The sequence below is a fragment of the Pseudomonas danubii genome, from assembly GCF_042980055.1.
Taxonomy (GTDB): domain Bacteria; phylum Pseudomonadota; class Gammaproteobacteria; order Pseudomonadales; family Pseudomonadaceae; genus Aquipseudomonas; species Aquipseudomonas danubii.
On sequence record NZ_CP116502.1, the window covers coordinates 5,127,452 to 5,143,614 of the forward strand.

Sequence of the window (16,163 nt, forward strand, 5' to 3'; positions counted from 1 at the left end):
AATTCACGGGGTCGAGGGCCAGCACTGCCACGGCTGCTCGCCGTGGCCGGCCAGCAGCCGGGTCAGGTGCCGCAGCACTTCGGCCTGCTGCTCGCGCAGATAGAAGTGAGCACCGGGGAAACTCTGGAAGTCGGTGACCTGGGCGCTGACCTCGGCCCAGGCATAGGCTTCGTCCGCATCGACTTCCGGGTCCTGCCCCCCCAGGCACACGCTCAGGGGCAGGTCCAGGGCGCGGCCGATGTCGCCGCGATAGGACTCGATCAGCCGATAGTCGTTACGCAGTGCCGGCAGGTACAGGTCCCGCAGCGTCGGGTCGTCCAACAAGGACGGCGCACCATCGGACAGGCGCCGTACATCCGCCAGCAACGCCTCGTCCGACCCCAGGTGCAGCTCGCTGTGGCGCTGGCGATGGGGCGCCGGGTGTGCCGACACAATCAGGCGCTGAGGGGCCGAGCCTTGCTGCTGCATGCGCCCCGCCACTTCATAGGCCAGGGCCGCGCCCATGCTGTGGCCGAACAGCACCAGGGGCCGGTCCACCAGGTCCGACAGGGCCCGGGTGATAGTGCCCGCCATCCACTCCAGGCTGCCGGGCCAGGTCTCGTTGAGGCGCTCTTCACGCCCCGGGTACTGCACGCTGATCAACTCGATATCGGCGGGCAACCCCGCCCGCCAGTCATTGAAAAAACTCGCGCTGCCCCCGGCATGGGGCAGGCACACCAGCCGGCAGCGCGGCGGTTGCGGCTGCGGGTAACGGCGCAGCCAGGCACTGGGAGCCTTTCTCACAGCACACCCTCCTCTAGCTCGGCCAGCGGAGTACCGGCGCCCAGGCCCAGGCTGACCCGGGTGTCCGGCAACCACTGACAGACCTGCTCCAGGCAGGCTTGAGCATCCAGCACCTGGGCCGCGTAATGCAGGCCTTGGGGCAATAGCTGCCAATGCAGCGCGCAAAACGCCGCGACGCTGCCGGTCAACCGCGAACCGTCGCCGGCCCGCAACCAGGCACTGGCCTGCTGCGGGCGGCCATCACGCAGGCCGTCGACCTCCACCGCCAGCAGTTGGTATGGCCGCCGTCCGGCGACATCCAGGGCACTGGCCTGGACCAGCGCGGCGATGTTCTGCGGCGTGTTGCGCGCCTCTGGCGCCGAGCCCTGGATACGCTGCAAAGTCGCCGCCAGTTGCCCGCCCTCGAACAGGTTGAAGCCCTGTCCATGGGGCACTTGCAGGTCACTGAACAAGCGCTGCTGCTCGGTGCTCAGGTAGGGATAGGCCTGTACCCCGGCCACCGGCAGCCAGTCCCGTTGCAGAGGCTGCCGGGCGCTGCCCGTGCTGCGCACCACCTGTCCCTCGCGCCAGCCGCACTGGGCCTGGCCGAAGCCATTGCCCAGGCTCAGCAGGAAGTCCTCGGCGGCCGTGACGGACAGCCGTCCCAGGCCGCCGGCATAGCAGCGCATCTCGTCGACTCGCTGGAAGGACTGCGCCAGCAACCGCGGAAACACCCCCGACAGCCCCGGCAGCATGCCCGCCGACAACAGCACCCGGCGCCCTGCGGGCACTTGACCGGCCAGACGCTCGTGCACCGGGTCGTCGCCACCCACATCCAGGTAATCGGCGCCCGCCGCCAGCGCGGCCCGGGCCACCCGGTCGAGAATCCGGTAGCTGGGCCCGGCGCAATTGATCACCAGGGTGCAGCCGGCGCAAAAGCTGGCCAGGCTTTGCTCATCCCACAGGTCAAGGGCGCGCACGTCGGCGCACGCCCCCAACTGCTGGTTCAACTGCTCGGCCTGCTGCCGGTCGCGTCCGCCCAGGCGCAGGGCAAGCCTGGGTGCCAGCAGTTGCGCCACCTGACGGCCGACGCTGCCATACGCGCCGACCAGACCAATAAGCGCCCCACTCATGCCGCCACCTCGGCGGCGTCGAAGGCCCGGGCCACGGCTTGTACCTGAGGCTGCTGCATGCAGCTGAAGTGATCCCCAGGCACATCCACCACCCGCAGTTCGCCCAGGCACAGGGCCTGCCAGTAAGCGCTCATGTCGCGGTGCATGCCCGGCAGTACCTGGACCTCTCCGCTCTGGCGAATGAACAGCAAGTCGCCCTGATACGGCGTGGCCTCATGCAGGGCCACCGCCGCCAGACTGTGACGCAACACCTGCAATTGCTCGCGCAGCCAGTCCAGGTCACTCAACTGCGAACCGGCGTGGCGCATGGCTTCGGCAATCGCCTGCAGGCGCTGCTCGGGGGTCTTCTCAGCCAGGCGCCGCAGACAGGCCAGGGCCGAGGTGCATTGGCCATCGTCGCTCAAGGCCAACAGCGAACCCTGGGGCACCCGTCCTGGGGTCTGGGCCAGGACCCGGGCGATGCTGCGCTCCATGGCCTGCTCGTCCTCGGGATACCCCAGCACCAGCGGATCGGCCTGCATCACCCGGGCGAATACGTACTCGGCCAAGAGGTCGTCCTCGATCATGAACGGCACCCGGTAGCTGCTGATCACGCTCAGCTGCAGCACCTCGATGGAACGCGCCGCCAGGCATGCCGCCAGTTCGGTGGCCAGCAACCCGCCCAGGCAGTAGCCGACGATGCTCACCTGGCGCCGGCCTTCGGCCTGCAGGGTGTCGGCATAGCGCTCGGCCAACCGGCGAATCGCCGTGGCCGGCTCCAGCGCCAGATACCCCGGCACGTCGTTGAGCACCAGCCCTTCCAGGGGCGCGTCTTCCCCCAGGGCAGCGAACAGCGCGCGATACGGCGCCAGGGTGCCGCTGCCGTCGTGGACGAAGATCCGTGTCGGGCCCTGCACCTTGTCGCTGATGCGCACCAGCGGTGAATCGCCTTGCCCCCCCTGCCCGCGCAGGTAGTCGGCCAGGGCCGCTACGGTGGGCTGGTTGATCAACTGCCGCAGCAAGTCGCTCCAGGGCAACTGCCGGGCCTGGGGCAAGGCTTCGCGCAGGCGACCCACCACTTGCGCCACCAGCAACGAGTCGCCGCCCAGCTCGAAGAAGCCCTGCTCGCGGCCCACCGCCGGCACCCGCAACAGGGTCTGCCAGACCTCGGCGATGCTGCGTTCCAGATCGTCCACCGGTGCCGCGCCGCTGTTGACCTGTTGCTCGGGCCCGGCCACGCCGATCCGGGCCAGGGCCTGGCGGTCGACCTTGCCGTTGGCGGTCAGGGGCATCTCGTCGAGGATCTGCCAGTCCGCCGGGATCATGTAGTCCGGCAGACGCTGGGCCAGATGGGCACGCAGTGGCTCGGGCTCCAGGGTCTGGCGCTCGCTCTTGAAGCGGGTGATGAACAGGTGCTGACCGATCTGCGACATGGCGTCATCGGCCTTGGGCAGGCACAGCGGGGTTTCGCCCCCGGCCTCCAGCAGCAACTGCTGCCACTGCTCGCGCCGGATGAAGGTGGTGTCCAGTTCCGCACGGAAGTCCTCGAACGCGGTCAGGCCTTCCTTGAACTCCATGGAGGCCATGATCTGGTAAGTGTCGCGGGTGGCTTCGATGAAGATCAGCCAGCCCCCCGGGGCCAGCATCTCCCGCAGCCGCGCCAGCACCCGGCTGGCATGCCGCGAGTTGTGCAGCACGTTGGCGCAGAGAATCACGTCCAGGGAGTTGGCGGCCACGCCCTGGGCCCAGTGGTCCTGGTTGAGGTCGAACAGCCCGTAGCTGACCCAGGGATAGGCGGCGAAATGTTCCCGGGCCTCGTTGAGGAAGAACTGCGACAGGTCGGTGAACTGGTAGTCCACCGGCAGGCCGTCCAGGGCCGGGATCAAATCGGCGCTGGTGCCGCCGACCCCGGCGCCGATTTCCAGCAGGCGCAGGCGCTGACCGGCAGGACGCTGGCGGATGATCTCCTGCACCGCAGCGCACACTGCCTGGTTCAGGTACTGGCTGATCAGGTTCTTGCGGTAGGCGCCCTCGGCGGTATCGGTACGGCCCTCGGGGAACAGCAGGTGCAGCGGGTCCAGCTGATCGCTCATCAGCGCCGGCAGTTGCTCCTGGCTTTCGCGCAGATAACGCAGGACCTCGGCGCCCCAGCCTACGCAAGGCTCCAAGGCTTCGATGCGCTGCCACAGCTGAAGGTATTCCTCGCGCTGCACCCGCAGGTCCGAGTAGCCACCGGACTGCCGGTCATGCTGCACCAGCCCTTCTTGGGCCAGGGCCTGCAACCAGCGCCGGATCAAGCGCTGGTTGCGCGGCGCGACCTCGCTCAAGGCCCACACTTCTTCCAGGGAGTGACGCTGCCCCGCCTGCTGGAACAGCCCGGGACGCTGCAGGGCCAGGCCCATGGACAGCAGCGCGGCGCGCTCGACACAGGCCGACATCTCGCTGACCAGGGCATCGCTCAGGTCACCGCGCACGGCCTGGGCCGCGGCCTGGGTACGCGCCTCCAGCTGCTCCGGCCAGGCCAGCGGCATGTCCCGCAAACTGGCCCGCAGACAGGCCTGCAGCCGCCGTTCGAAGGCCCCTTCGCCAGCGGCCACCACCACCGCGGACTCCACATGGGGATGGCTGAGCAGTGCACTTTCCACCTCCGCCAACTCAATGCGATGACCGCGCACCTTGACCTGGAAATCCTCGCGACCAAGGAACTCGATCAGGCCATCTTCCAGGTAGCGGCCCAGGTCGCCGGTGCGGTACAGGCGCTCGCCGCTGCGAGGGTGATCGACAAAGCGCTCGGCGGTTTTCTCGGCGTCCCCCAGGTAACCCAGGGCCAGGCCGCTACCGGCGATGTACAGCTCGCCGGCCACCCCTTGAGGACGGTCGCGGCCCTGCTCGTCGAGGACCATGAAGCGCTGGTTGGCCAGGGGCGCGCCGTAAGGAATGCTGCGCCACTGCGGATCGACCTGGGTGATCGGATAGTAGATCGACCAGATGGCCGCTTCCGTGGCCCCCCCGAGGCTGATCAGCCGCAACTGCGGCAACAGCTGGGCAGCCTCCGCCGGCAGGTTCAGGGGAATCCAGTCCCCCGACAGCAGCGCCAGGCGCAGGGTTCCGGGGGCCATGGACGGCACCGCCTGCAGGTAGTGGGTAAGCATCTGCAATTGCGCCGGCACCGAGTTCCACAGCGTGACCCCATGCTCCCGGGCACACGCCGCCCAGTGCGAAGGATCGGCGCGGCGTTGCGGGTCGGGCAGCACCAGGGCGCCGCCCACGGCCAGCAGGCCGAAGAGGTCATACACCGAAAGGTCGAAGCCCAGGCTGGCCAGGGCCAGGACCCGATCCTCGGCGCCGATGGCAAAGCGCTGGTTGATGTCGACGATGGTATTGAGCGCCGCCTGATGGCTGATCATCACCCCCTTGGGCACCCCGGTGGAGCCGGAGGTATAGATCACGTAGGCCAGCTGCTGCGGATCGATGTCCAGCACCGGCAACGGAGCTTGCGCCGCCAGCGGGCCCTGATCGACCTGGATCACCTGGGTCACCCGCGCCGGCCAGCACAACTCATCGCTCAACCAGGACTGACTGAGCACCCGGCCGACCTCGGCGTTATCCAGGATCAACTGGCGCCGGGCCTCGGGCTGGTTGGTGTCCAGAGGCAGATAGGCCGCCCCTGCTCGCAGAATGCCCAGCACCGCGATCACCTGCTCCAGGCCCTTGTCCATGCACACCGCGACCCGCTCTCCCGGCTGGCAGCCGGCGTTCAGCAGGGCCTCGGCCACGGCTTCGGCGCGTCCGGCCAGCTCGCCGTAGCTCAGTTGCCCGGCACCCTGGATCAAGGCCACACGCTGGGGCGCAGCAGCTGCCTGACGCCAGAACGGCTCATGCAACCCGCCGGTGGGCAACGGCGCCGCTGTCTGGTTCACCAGCTCGCGTTGCAGGCGCTGGGCCGCCGGCAATTCCAGGCAATCGTCCAGGGTCCAGGCCGAGGGTTCCCGGGCCAGGCGCTTGAGCAGCCGCTCAAAGGTATCGAACAAGTCGTCGAGCAGCGCCTCGCTGAACACCCCCTCGCGAATGTCCCAGTTGATCGCCAGGCCGTTGTCCCGTTCGCTGACCTGGCAATCGATCAGCACCTGGGGCGTCTGGCTGATGCCGAACACCAGCTCGGCCCCTGGCATGAAGGCCCCGCCGCCGCTTTCGCCACCTGCGCCCAGGGTGCTGGTGAAGGCGTACGGCATCAGCGCCGCATCCTGGCCCTTGCGCCGCGCCAGCTCGCGCAGCACTTCGATGCCCGAGCACAGGCGATGGTCCATGTCCTGCCACAGCCGTTCCTGCAACTGCTGGCTGCGCTGGCCGAAACTGCCCCCTTGCAGAGTCTGCACTTCCAGCAGTTCCACCGAGCTGAAATCCCCCACCAAGCGGTCGACCTGAGGGTGCAGGGACAGGCGATTGAGCAGGGTCAGGCTCAGGCAGAAGTGTCCGCGCCGACTCCAGCGGCCCAGGGTTTCGGCATAGGCCGAGAGAATCGCCGCCGACACGCCGACCCCGGCGGCGGCCGCATTCAGGCGCAGGGCGTTGCAGTCCCGCGCTTCCAGGCTCATGGCCCGGCGCTGGAAGCGTGGCCCGGTGGGTGACCCCAGCAACGGCAGCTCCGGTGCCCCCGGCAGGCTGTCGACCCGCGCCCACCAGTAGTCACGGTCGCGCTGGTAGCGCGGTTGCTCGCGCAGGCGCCGCTCGCCCAGCACGTAGTCGCGGAAGCTGATCTGCGCCGGGGCCGGCAGGGCCTCACCGCGGTACAGCTGCTGCAACTCGGCCAGCAGCATGCGCACGCTCTGGTAGTCGCACACCAGCAGGTCCACCGACAGGTGCAGGCGCGAGGTGTCGCGGCCCTGGCTCACGCACAATTCGATCAAGGGCCATTGCTGAGGCGTGGCGCGGCGCAGTTCCATGCGCTCGCGCAGGGCCTGCAAGGCACTGCCGTCGTCCTGGCTCAGGTCGTGGTTCGCAATGGCGTAATGGGGCACCTGGGGCAGTATGCGCTGGTAGCCCTCCTCCAGCACCACGGCGCGGAGCATCTCGTGACGGGCGATCAGCTGGTTCCAGGCCTGTTCCAGACGCAGTGGGTCGAGGTCCTGCTGGGCGAACTCCAGATAACCGTGGCAGGCCACGCCGCCAAAGCTGAAGGCCGTGGTGCGGCCCAGCAGATAGGCCGCCTGCACATCGGTCAGCGGGAAGGGTTCTTCCCGGGCCGGCAGGTCGGCCTCCAGGGTCGGCATCTGCGCCGCCTGCAGCTGTTGCAGCAGCGCGTCCTTGTGTTGCCGAAGTTGCTGCAGGCGTGCGTCGTCCATGACCCCGGCCGGGGCCCGATAGCGCAGGCGACCCTGTTCTTCCCAGAGCTCCACGCCCAGTTGTTGCAGATCCTGTTGCAGTTGCTGCAGCGTCATAACACGCCCTCCACCATTGCGTTCTGAGTGACGGGCCGCTGTTCCCGGCGCGAGGCGAGCAACTGCCCCTGCAGGGCCACGGTGGCCGCGTTGAAAAAGTCCTTGAGCGACAGTTCCAGCTGGAACTGCCGAGCGATGCGTTCGATCAAGCGGGCGGCCAGCAGGCTGTTGCCACCCAGGGCGAAAAAGCCCTGGTGCCGGCCCACCTGTGGCACCTCCAGCAACTCCTGCCAAAGGGCGGCCACGGCCTCTTCCCACTCCCCTTGAGGAGGCTCGGCGCTGTGCGGCGCGATGCCGCGTCGCTGCTCCTGCAGCAGCCACAGCAAGGCCGCGCGATCGACCTTGCCGTTGCTGCTCAGCGGCAGCTCGGCCAGGGTCAGCCAGCTGTCCGGGAGCATGTGTTCGGGCAGCCATTGGCCCAGCCACTGCCGCAGGGCCTGGGTCGAGGGCAGCGGCTCATGGGCCACCAGCACCACCGCCAGCTGCGGCTCGCTGCCGGGCAGCACCAGGCTCAGGGCACGGCTGATGGCCGGGTGGCGCTCCAGGGCCAGGTCGATTTCCGCCAGTTCGATGCGAAAGCCGCGGACCTTGACCTGATGGTCCAGGCGTCCGAGGAACTCCAGGGTGCCGTCGGCCCAGTAGCGACCCTGGTCGCCGGTGCGGTACCAGCGCCCGCCGTCATGCTCGACAAAGCGCTGGGCACTCAGGCTGGGCAGGCCGCGATAGCCCGCGGCAACCCCGGCGCCGCCGATCCACAGCTCGCCCGGCACCCAGTCGGGGCAATCCCGGCCCTGGCTGTCCACCACCCGGAAGCACTGGTTGTCCAGGGGCCGGCCATAGGGGATCGAACGCCAGTGCCCGGGCACCGCGTCCACGTCCTGGCAGTTCGACCAGATCGCCGCCTCGGTGGCGCCACCCAGGGCCACGAACTGCAGGTCACGCCCCGCCGCCTCTCGCAAACGGCGTGGCAGGTCGAGGCCGACCCAGTCCCCGGAAACCATGGCCAGGCGCAACGACGCCAGGCCGCCAGCGTCCCGTACCTGCAAGGTCAGCATGTCCAGCAGCGCCGGTACCGAGTTCCACAGGGTGACCCGCTGTTCGCGGATCAGGCGCAGCCATTCCTGAGGCTCCTTGCGCAAAGCGTCGGCCGGCAGCACCAGGGCGCCACCGACACTCAAGAGGCCGAACAGGTCGTACACCGACAGGTCGAAATCCAGGGCCGAGACGCCCAGCATCCGATCCTCGGCGCTGACCCGATAACGCCGGTTGAGCGCCTCGATGGTGTTCATCGCCGCCTGGTGCGACAGCTCCACCCCCTTGGGTTCACCGGTGGTGCCAGAGGTGAAGATCACATACGCCAGGGCATCGGCCGCAAGCGGCAAAGGCTGTGCCAGGGCGGCTGCCGGGCGCGCCTGGGCCAGGGTCACCACCCGCAGTGCGGCGAGCCAGATGCCGCCGTCACGGTGAGCCGTGTCAGTGAGTACCACGCGCACTCCGGCACGCTGATAGATCATGTCGCGTCGGGCCGGTGGCTGCTCGATGCCCACCGGCACGTAGACCGCACCAGCGGCGAGAATCCCCAGCACCGCGATCACTTGTTCGCGGCCCTTGGGCAGGGTGATCGCCACCGCCTCGCCGGGTTGCACGCCCCACTCCACCAGGGCGCCCGCCAGTTGCAGGGCTTGCCGGGCCAGCTCGGCATAACTCAACTGACCCTGGTCGCAGATCAGCGCCAGCCGCTCGGGATGGGCCTGGGCCTGTTGGAAGAAGCCCTGGTGCAACAGCTGGGCCGGGGTCGCGTGCCGGCAGTCGTTGACCGCGCTGCGCACCCGCTGCTGGTCGGCCGGCAGGGGCAACGGCGCCACCTGTTGCCAGTCATGCTCGCAAAGCCACAGCAGCAGATTGCGATAGGCCTCGAACATCTGCTCCAGCAGGCCCTCGGGGAACAGCCCCTGCACCGCGTCCCAGTTCAGCAGCAGGCCGTCGGCCATGGGGTAGCTCTGGTGATCCAGCCACACCTGGGGCGTCTGCGACAGCGCCCAGCCAGGCTCGCCCAGTTGCTGGCGGCAGGTGTCATCGACAAAGGCCGGGCCCAGGTTGCAGGCAAACACCACCGGCGCCCCCTGACCGCCGCCCTGACGCAGGCGCGCACGCTCGCGCAGCACCTCGACCCCGGGCCAGGCGCTGTGGGCGATATCCCGGTGCAACTGAGCCTGCAGCGCCAGGGCCTGCTGGCAGAAATCCAGGGGCTGGCGCTGATCCACTTCCAGCAGCACCAGATTGGAGAAGTCCGCCAGCAGGTGGGGCACGCAAGGGTGCAATTCCTGACGGTTGAACAGCGGCACGTTGAGCAGGAAATGCTGACTGGCACTCCAGCGCCCCAGCACCTGGGCATAGGCGCAGGCCAGCACGCTGGCCAGGGTCAGGCCGTGCTGCCGGCCCTTGTGCTCCAGGGCCTGCAACTGGCCTTTATCCAGGCGCATGGCCAGACGCTGGAAGCGTGGCCTACCCAGTTGCTGCGGCTCCCGGGCCAGGGGCAATTGCGGGCCGTCGGGCAACTCCTCCAGGCGCGGCAGCCAGTAGTCCCGGGCCGTCGCCAATTGCGGCGCCCGGGCCGCCTGCTCGGCTTTCAGGTAATGGGCAAAGTCCCACTCCAGCACCGGCAGTTGCTGTTCGAGACCGGCATGGATCAGGGCCAGATCCCGCAGCAGGATGCCAATGCTCAGGACATCCGCCACCAGCAGGTCGATGTTCAGGTGCAGACGGCTACGGCCTTCGGGCAGCAGGCTCAGTTGCACATCGAAGACTTCCCCGCTGCTGACCTCCAGGCAGCGGTGCGACAGTTGCTCACGGATCTGCTCAAGGGCCTCGGCGACGCCCACACGGGACGCCTGGCGCAGGTCGTGGACGGTCAGCCCGGGCCAGGGGCTGTGGGGCAGGATGCGCTGGCAGGTTTCATTGATGAAACAGGCCCGCAGCATCGGGTGGCGCTGGTACAGGCGGCGCACGGCCTGCTCCAGGCGCTGGGGTTCCAGGCCCTGGCCATCCAGTTCCTGATACAGGTGGCAACCCACGCCCCCCAGGGGCATGCCCGGATCGCGACCGAACCAGTACGCCTGTTGCAGCGGGGTCAGAGGAAAATCAGCGTCGTCGCCGGCGTCGGCTACCGCCTGCAGGCTTGGCGCCGCAAGGCCGCGACGGGCCTCGATCAGCGCCCACCAAGCGTCCAGGGTCGGCTGCTGGATGAGTTCGGCAAAACTCAGGGTCACGCCCTCGGCGGCCAGCAACGCCGGCAGGCGCATGATGCTCACCGAATCGAGACCCTGCTCGATCAGCGAAACATCCGCCTCAAGCTCCTCGGGCGCGTAGTCGAGCAGCCGGGCTATGCCCGCGCAGAGGCCTTGGGGTGAATGACTCAGGCCGGCGTGCGCTGGATGAGCGCGTGCCAGTGCTGGGTTATCAGTCATGGTGGACGGTCCTATGGGGTACGGAAGGGGTAGGTCGCAAGCGCCAGCGATTGATCGCCTCGCGCTCGTGGAACAGTTCGCGATAACGGCCGGTAGCCGCCATCAGTTGGGCATGGGTGCCGCGCTGGCCCAGGCGGCCCTGGTCCAACAGGAGGATCTGCGCGGCGTGGGGGGCCAGGGTCGGCTTGTGGGTCACCAGCAGCACCGTGTGCTTGCGCGCCAGTTGCAGCAGGCTGCGGTTGACCCGCGCCTCGCTGATGGCGTCCAGGGCGGCGGTGGGTTCATCCAGCAGGATCAGCGTGGCGTCCTTGAGCATGACCCGGGCCAGGGCCAGGCACTGGCGTTCGCCGCCGGAGAGGCTGACGCCGCCCTCGCCCACCCGGGTCTGCCAGCCCTGGGGCAGGCGCTGGGCCAGGCGGTCAAGGCCGGTGGCGTGGGCCGCGCTCATCAGTTGTGCCTCACTGGCCTCGGGGCGGCCCAGGCGCAGGTTGTCCAGCAGGCTGGCGGCCAGCGGCGGACAGTCCTGGAACATCAGGGCAATGTCCTGGTCGCGCTGCCGGGCCGAGAGCTGGCGCAGGTCCACGCCCCCCAGGAGGATGGCGCCGCTGCTGACATCGCAAAAGCGCGCCAGCAAGCGCAACAGGCTCGACTTGCCGGAGCCCGAGGCCCCCACCAGCAGGTTCAGGGAGCCCGGTTCCAGCTCGAAGCTGATGTCCTGCAGCAGCGCTCGGCCCTGGCGCACCAGCCCCAGCTCCCGCACCTCGACCCGTTGCCCCTGCGGCGTCTGGGGCTCGCTCGGCTCCGGCAGGGGCGGCAGGTTCAGCAACTGGCACAGGCTGTCCACGCCGTGGCGGGTCTGGCGCAAGGTGGTGCCCAGATTGACCAAGGCGCCCATGGGCTCCACCAGGCAAGTGGCGAGCACCGCCAGGGCCAGGTACTGCACGGCCCCGAGACTGCCACCGAGGACCGCGTAGAGCCCGCACAGCAACACGGCGGTGTAGCCGGCCTGGAGCACCACCACCAGCCCCAGGGCCGCCGGAAAAGTGCGCCAATGGGCCCGGCGCTGGGCCTGACGCTGTTGCTGCAAAGCCTCGCCCAGCAGGCTGAAGCCTTCAGCGTTGCGCCCGCTGGAGCGCAGCAGCGGCTGCTGCCGCAGAAACTCCAGGACCCGCGCCGCCGCTTCGCCGGCCGCCGCTTCGCTGAGGCGCTCGGCCTGCCCGCCCCAACGCACGCCCCAGTGATAGAACAACAGCAGCAGGGGCACACTGGCCAAGGCGGCCAGGGCCATGGAGCGGTCGTAGAAAAACAGCGCCAGCAGCAACGCCAGGGGTGTGAGCAAGGCGTTGGCCATGGGCTGCAGCAGGTGCGCCGGGGCACTCATGATCTGCGCCACGGTGTGGGTCACCAGGCGGTTGAGCTCGGCGCCGCGCCGCTCGACGAACCACTCCAGGGGCAGGCGCGCCAACTGCTGGCCGATGCGCAGGTTCAGCGACTGCGCGGCCGCCGCCCCGGCCCTGTAGCCGGCCAGCTGGGCATGGCGGCGCAACCCCAGGCACAGCCCGGCGAACCCGGTAAAAGCCGCGGCCCAGAGCCAGGGCGCCTTGCCCGACGCGGCGTCGAAGACACCGGCAAACGCCATGGGCAGCAAGGCCAGCGCCAGGCCCTGGGCCAAGGCACTGGCCGCCATGGCCAGCAGCGCCCGGCGCAGCAGGCCGGCTTCCTTGGGCTGCAAGCTGCGTAACAGGGCAGCGATCATGACAGGGCCCTCGTCAACGGGGCCGCGCCAAACTGCTCCGCCGCCCACAGCCCGGCATACACCCCCTGCTGATCCAGCAGGGCCTGGTGCCGACCGCACTCGCGCAATTGCCCGCCCTGGAGCACAGCGATCTGGTCGGCGTCCTGGATGCTGCTCAAGCGATGGGCGATCACCAGCACCGTGCGCCCCGCTGCCAATCGCGACAGGGCCTGCTGGATCGCCGCTTCCGATTGCGGATCGCTGGCCGCGGTGGCCTCGTCGAGCACCAGGATCGGTGCCTGGCTGAGCATGGCCCGAGCAATGCCCAGGCGCTGGACCTCGCCGCCGGACAACTGCACGCCGGTCCCCAGCAGGGTGTGATACCCCTCGGGCAAGGCGCAGATGCGTTCGTGGATCTGCGCGGCCCGAGCCGCCTCTTCGACCTCTGCGAGGCTGGCCTCGGGGCGCCCCAGGCGCAGGTTATCGAGGACGCTGGCGCGCAGCACACGCACCTCTTGAAAGACAAAGGCCACCTGGCGATACAGGGTCGCGCTGTCCATGTCCCGCAGGTCGACACCGCCGATGCGGATCGCCCCGGCGCTGACATCGGCAAAGCGCGCAAGCAAGGTGGCCAGGGTGGATTTGCCGGCCCCGGAATCCCCCACCAGGGCGGTCAGGGTGCCGGGCTGCAGGCGCAGATCGATGCCCCGCAGCACCTGAGTGCCGTCGGGGTAGCTGAAGTCCACGGAGTCAAAGGTCACCAGGGCGCCTTCGGGCTCTCGGGAGAACGCCGGCTGCGCCAGCACCGGCGTGCTCAGTACCGCGCTGATGCGCTGCGCCGCCGCCCGGCCCTGGACCAGGGAATCGGCGCCATGGCCCAGGGCCGCCACCGGCGCCGCCAGGGCCGGGCCCAGCAAGGCAAACGCCAGCAACTGCGCCGGCTGCAGCCCGCCGCCGGCAATCAGCGCCACCCCGCCCACCAGCACCAGAGCCAGCACCAGCAGAGGCGAGAGCAGCACTTCGACACTGGCCCCCAGGCCGGCCCAGCGCTCGACCCACTGGGAGAAGAAACGGCCGAAATCCTCTACGGCCTGGAAAAAGTCGTCCTGCACCCGCTCCACCCGGCCAAAGGATTTGACCATGGCGATGCTCTGCACAAAGTTCAGGGTCGCCGTCGACAGCGCGCCCATGGCCGCGCCCAAGCGCTGGCGCTCGGCGTGGTACGCCGGGGTACGCATCACCCGCAGGCGCCACAGCGCAACCAGCGGTGGCGCCAGCACCACCAGGGTCATGGGCAGGCTCACGGTCAGCAGGTAGATCAGGCTGGCCAAGGGCACCACCAGGGCCGCCACCAGATTGTTGGGCAGGTGCGCCACCAACTGATGCAGGGCGCCGACATCCTCCAGCAACACCCGCTCGGCGGTTTGCCGCTGCCCATCCAGCCAGGCCAGGGGCACCCGCGCCAGATGGGCAGCGATGCGCTGGCGCAGATGGCGCTGCAGGTCACTGTCGGCCAGATGGGTGATCTGCAACCCCGCCGCCAGCCCCAACAGACGCAGGAGCAAGGCCCCGCCCCCGGCCAGCAGCCAGAAGCCCGCGCGGTCCACGTCCAGCTCACCCGCCAGCAGCAGCGGCGCCAGTTCGGCCACGGCGATCAGCGGCAGCAGGCCCACCAGCGCCGCCAGCACCTGCAGCAGCATCGCCGCCAGCAGACGCCCGCGCACCGGTTGCAACAGTTCAGTCAATCCTGGTTGTTCAGCCACGGGCATCAGTTCCCACCCGGGTTTGGGCCTCAGCACCGAAGTACAAGGCCTGAATGGCCTCACGCAGGTGTTTGCGGCTGACCTTGCCGACCCCGGTCTGGGGAAAGGCCGGGATGAACTCGAAGCGATCCGGCAGCTTGAACGCCGCCAGGCCCTGGGCCCGCAGATGGCGCAGCAGTTCCACAGCCCGGGGCGCCTGGCCACGGGCAATGACGAAGGCGCAGGTGCGCTCGCCGAGGAAGGCATCGGGCATCGCCACCAGGGCGATGTCGGCCACCGCCGGATGGCTCAGCAACAGGTTCTCCACTTCTTCGGCGGCGATCTTTTCGCCGCCGCGGTTGATCAGGTCCTTGTCCCGCCCTTCCACCATCAGGTAGCCGTCGGCGGTGAGCTGCACCCGGTCACCGGTGCGATAGAAGCCGTCGGCGGTGAAGGCCTGGGCATTGTGCTCGGGATAGCGGTAATAGCCGCGGATGGTGTAGGGGCCACGGGTCAGCAACTGGCCCACCTGCCCCACCGGGACGGGCTGGTCCTGCTCGTCCACCACGCGGATTTCGTCCGCCGGCGACAGGGGCCGGCCCTGGGTGTGCAGCACCCGCTGGGGCGGGTCTTGCGGGTCGGTGTAGCAGATCAGCCCTTCGGCCATGCCGAACACTTGCTGCAGGCGGCAACCGAGCACCGGTTCGATACGCCGCGCCGCCTCGAAACTGAGCTTGGCCCCGCCCACCTGCAATAGCTGCAACGACGAAAGACCCCGTCCGCGAGCCTGGGCCGCCTCCATCCAGACCAGGGCCAGGGGCGGCACCAGGGCGGTATGGGTCACGGCTTCGCGCTCGATCAGTTCGAAACAGACTTCCGGGCTTGGCGAGTGGCCGAGCACCACGCGCCCGCCGACCGACAAGGTGCCCATGAACCCCGGGCAGCACATGGGAAAGTTGTGGGCCATGGGCAGCACCGCCAGGTACACGCTGGCACTGGACAAACCGCAGCGCTCGACGCTGGCCCGCAGGTTGTAGAGGTATTCGTTGTGCCGCCGCGGGATCAGCTTGGGAATCCCGGTGGAGCCGCCGGACAACTGGAAGCAGGCCACGGCATCGGCACTCGGCGCCGGGAAAGCCGGCGACGGGGCCGGGTCATACAGGCCATCAAGGGCGGTGAATTCCTCGGCCTCGCCGGCCACTATCACCCACTCCAGGTGCGGATGACCGGCCTTAAGATCCCGGGCCATGGCCCGGTAATCGAAGCCGGCGTCACAGTCGGTGCACAGGTAGGCCCGGGCCTGGGCGAATTCGCAGAAACGACCGATCTCCAGATGCCGGTGCGCCGGCAAAGCGAAGATCGGCCGCACGCCGAGGCGGTACAGGGCAAAGCAGGTTTCGACGAAAGCGCTGCGATTGGGCAATTGCAGGACCACATTCTCCCCGGCCCGCAAGCCCAGGCGGTACAGGCCGGCGGCCAGTTGATCGACCCGCAGGTCCAACTGCCGATAGCTCAGGCGCTGTTCGCCATCGGTCAGCGCCTCGCGCTCGGCAAAAGCCTGGGCCGCCACCCGCAGCAGGTCGCCAAAGGTTTCCTCGCGCCAGTAACCGGCCTGGCGGTAGCGCTGGGCAAACGCCTCGGGCCAAGAGGGGCAATCCTGCAGATCATCGAAAGTGGACATGCTGTCTCCTGAGTTTTTTGACGCAAAAAGCGGCCCTGGACCTGAGGTGCCAGGCCCTTGGAATGAACGGAAAAACGTCGTCAGCGCGGAAGGAAATGAAGCTCCACAGGCGCTCCTGCGGTGCTGTTGCGTGGGGTGTCGTCCATGAAGGGCTGCCGTGCTTGCAAATGAGAGTGATTATTAACCGGCAATTTCCAAGGCCCGGCAATCGGCAGGACATTCGTTT

At 68.8% G+C, this 16,163-nt stretch carries 7 protein-coding genes; all 7 read right to left on the reverse strand.

Features of this window, described 5'->3' with window-relative positions:
- Positions 1 to 3 precede the first annotated feature (3 nt).
- The 7 genes from PFZ56_RS23215 to PFZ56_RS23245 are packed head-to-tail and all read right to left on the reverse strand — an operon-like array spanning position 4 to position 15,937.
- Positions 4 to 783 (reverse strand): thioesterase II family protein, encoded by a 780-nt coding sequence (locus tag PFZ56_RS23215; protein WP_102880212.1) that lies wholly within the window; start codon positions 781 to 783, stop codon positions 4 to 6.
- Positions 780 to 1,895, reverse strand: a complete 1,116-nt coding sequence (locus PFZ56_RS23220) for a saccharopine dehydrogenase NADP-binding domain-containing protein (RefSeq protein ID WP_222933849.1) — start codon at positions 1,893 to 1,895, stop codon at positions 780 to 782. The genes PFZ56_RS23215 and PFZ56_RS23220 overlap by 4 nt, the downstream gene beginning before the upstream one ends.
- The gene (locus tag PFZ56_RS23225; protein WP_170004676.1) at positions 1,892 to 7,312 is read right to left on the reverse strand and encodes a non-ribosomal peptide synthetase; all 5,421 of its coding nucleotides are present in this window, start codon (positions 7,310 to 7,312) and stop codon (positions 1,892 to 1,894) included. The genes PFZ56_RS23220 and PFZ56_RS23225 overlap by 4 nt, the downstream gene beginning before the upstream one ends.
- Complete coding sequence (locus tag PFZ56_RS23230; protein ID WP_170004678.1) at positions 7,309 to 10,779, reverse strand: non-ribosomal peptide synthetase; 3,471 nt, start codon at positions 10,777 to 10,779, stop codon at positions 7,309 to 7,311. Before PFZ56_RS23230 ends, PFZ56_RS23225 begins: the two co-directional genes overlap by 4 nt.
- A complete protein-coding gene (locus tag PFZ56_RS23235; RefSeq protein WP_170004680.1) occupies positions 10,772 to 12,535 on the reverse strand; it encodes an ABC transporter ATP-binding protein in 1,764 nt (587 codons plus the stop codon). Before PFZ56_RS23235 ends, PFZ56_RS23230 begins: the two co-directional genes overlap by 8 nt.
- Positions 12,532 to 14,283, reverse strand: coding sequence for an ABC transporter ATP-binding protein (locus PFZ56_RS23240; protein WP_222933850.1), 1,752 nt, complete (start codon positions 14,281 to 14,283; stop codon positions 12,532 to 12,534). The genes PFZ56_RS23235 and PFZ56_RS23240 overlap by 4 nt, the downstream gene beginning before the upstream one ends.
- Positions 14,270 to 15,937 (reverse strand): (2,3-dihydroxybenzoyl)adenylate synthase, encoded by a 1,668-nt coding sequence (locus PFZ56_RS23245; protein WP_170004684.1) that lies wholly within the window; start codon positions 15,935 to 15,937, stop codon positions 14,270 to 14,272. The genes PFZ56_RS23240 and PFZ56_RS23245 overlap by 14 nt, the downstream gene beginning before the upstream one ends.
- Between the last annotated feature and the right edge of the window lie 226 nt (positions 15,938 to 16,163).

Bases quoted from the DNA above. Each gene is read 5' to 3' on its own strand.
- PFZ56_RS23220 (WP_222933849.1), bottom strand. From the start codon at position 1,895: ATGAGTGGGGCGCTTATTGGTCTGGTCGGCGCGTATGGCAGCGTCGGC.
- PFZ56_RS23225 (WP_170004676.1), bottom strand. From the start codon at position 7,312: ATGACGCTGCAGCAACTGCAACAGGATCTGCAACAACTGGGCGTGGAG.
- PFZ56_RS23230 (WP_170004678.1), bottom strand. From the start codon at position 10,779: ATGACTGATAACCCAGCACTGGCACGCGCTCATCCAGCGCACGCCGGC.
- PFZ56_RS23235 (WP_170004680.1), bottom strand. From the start codon at position 12,535: ATGATCGCTGCCCTGTTACGCAGCTTGCAGCCCAAGGAAGCCGGCCTG.
- PFZ56_RS23240 (WP_222933850.1), bottom strand. From the start codon at position 14,283: ATGCCCGTGGCTGAACAACCAGGATTGACTGAACTGTTGCAACCGGTG.
- PFZ56_RS23245 (WP_170004684.1), bottom strand. From the start codon at position 15,937: ATGTCCACTTTCGATGATCTGCAGGATTGCCCCTCTTGGCCCGAGGCG.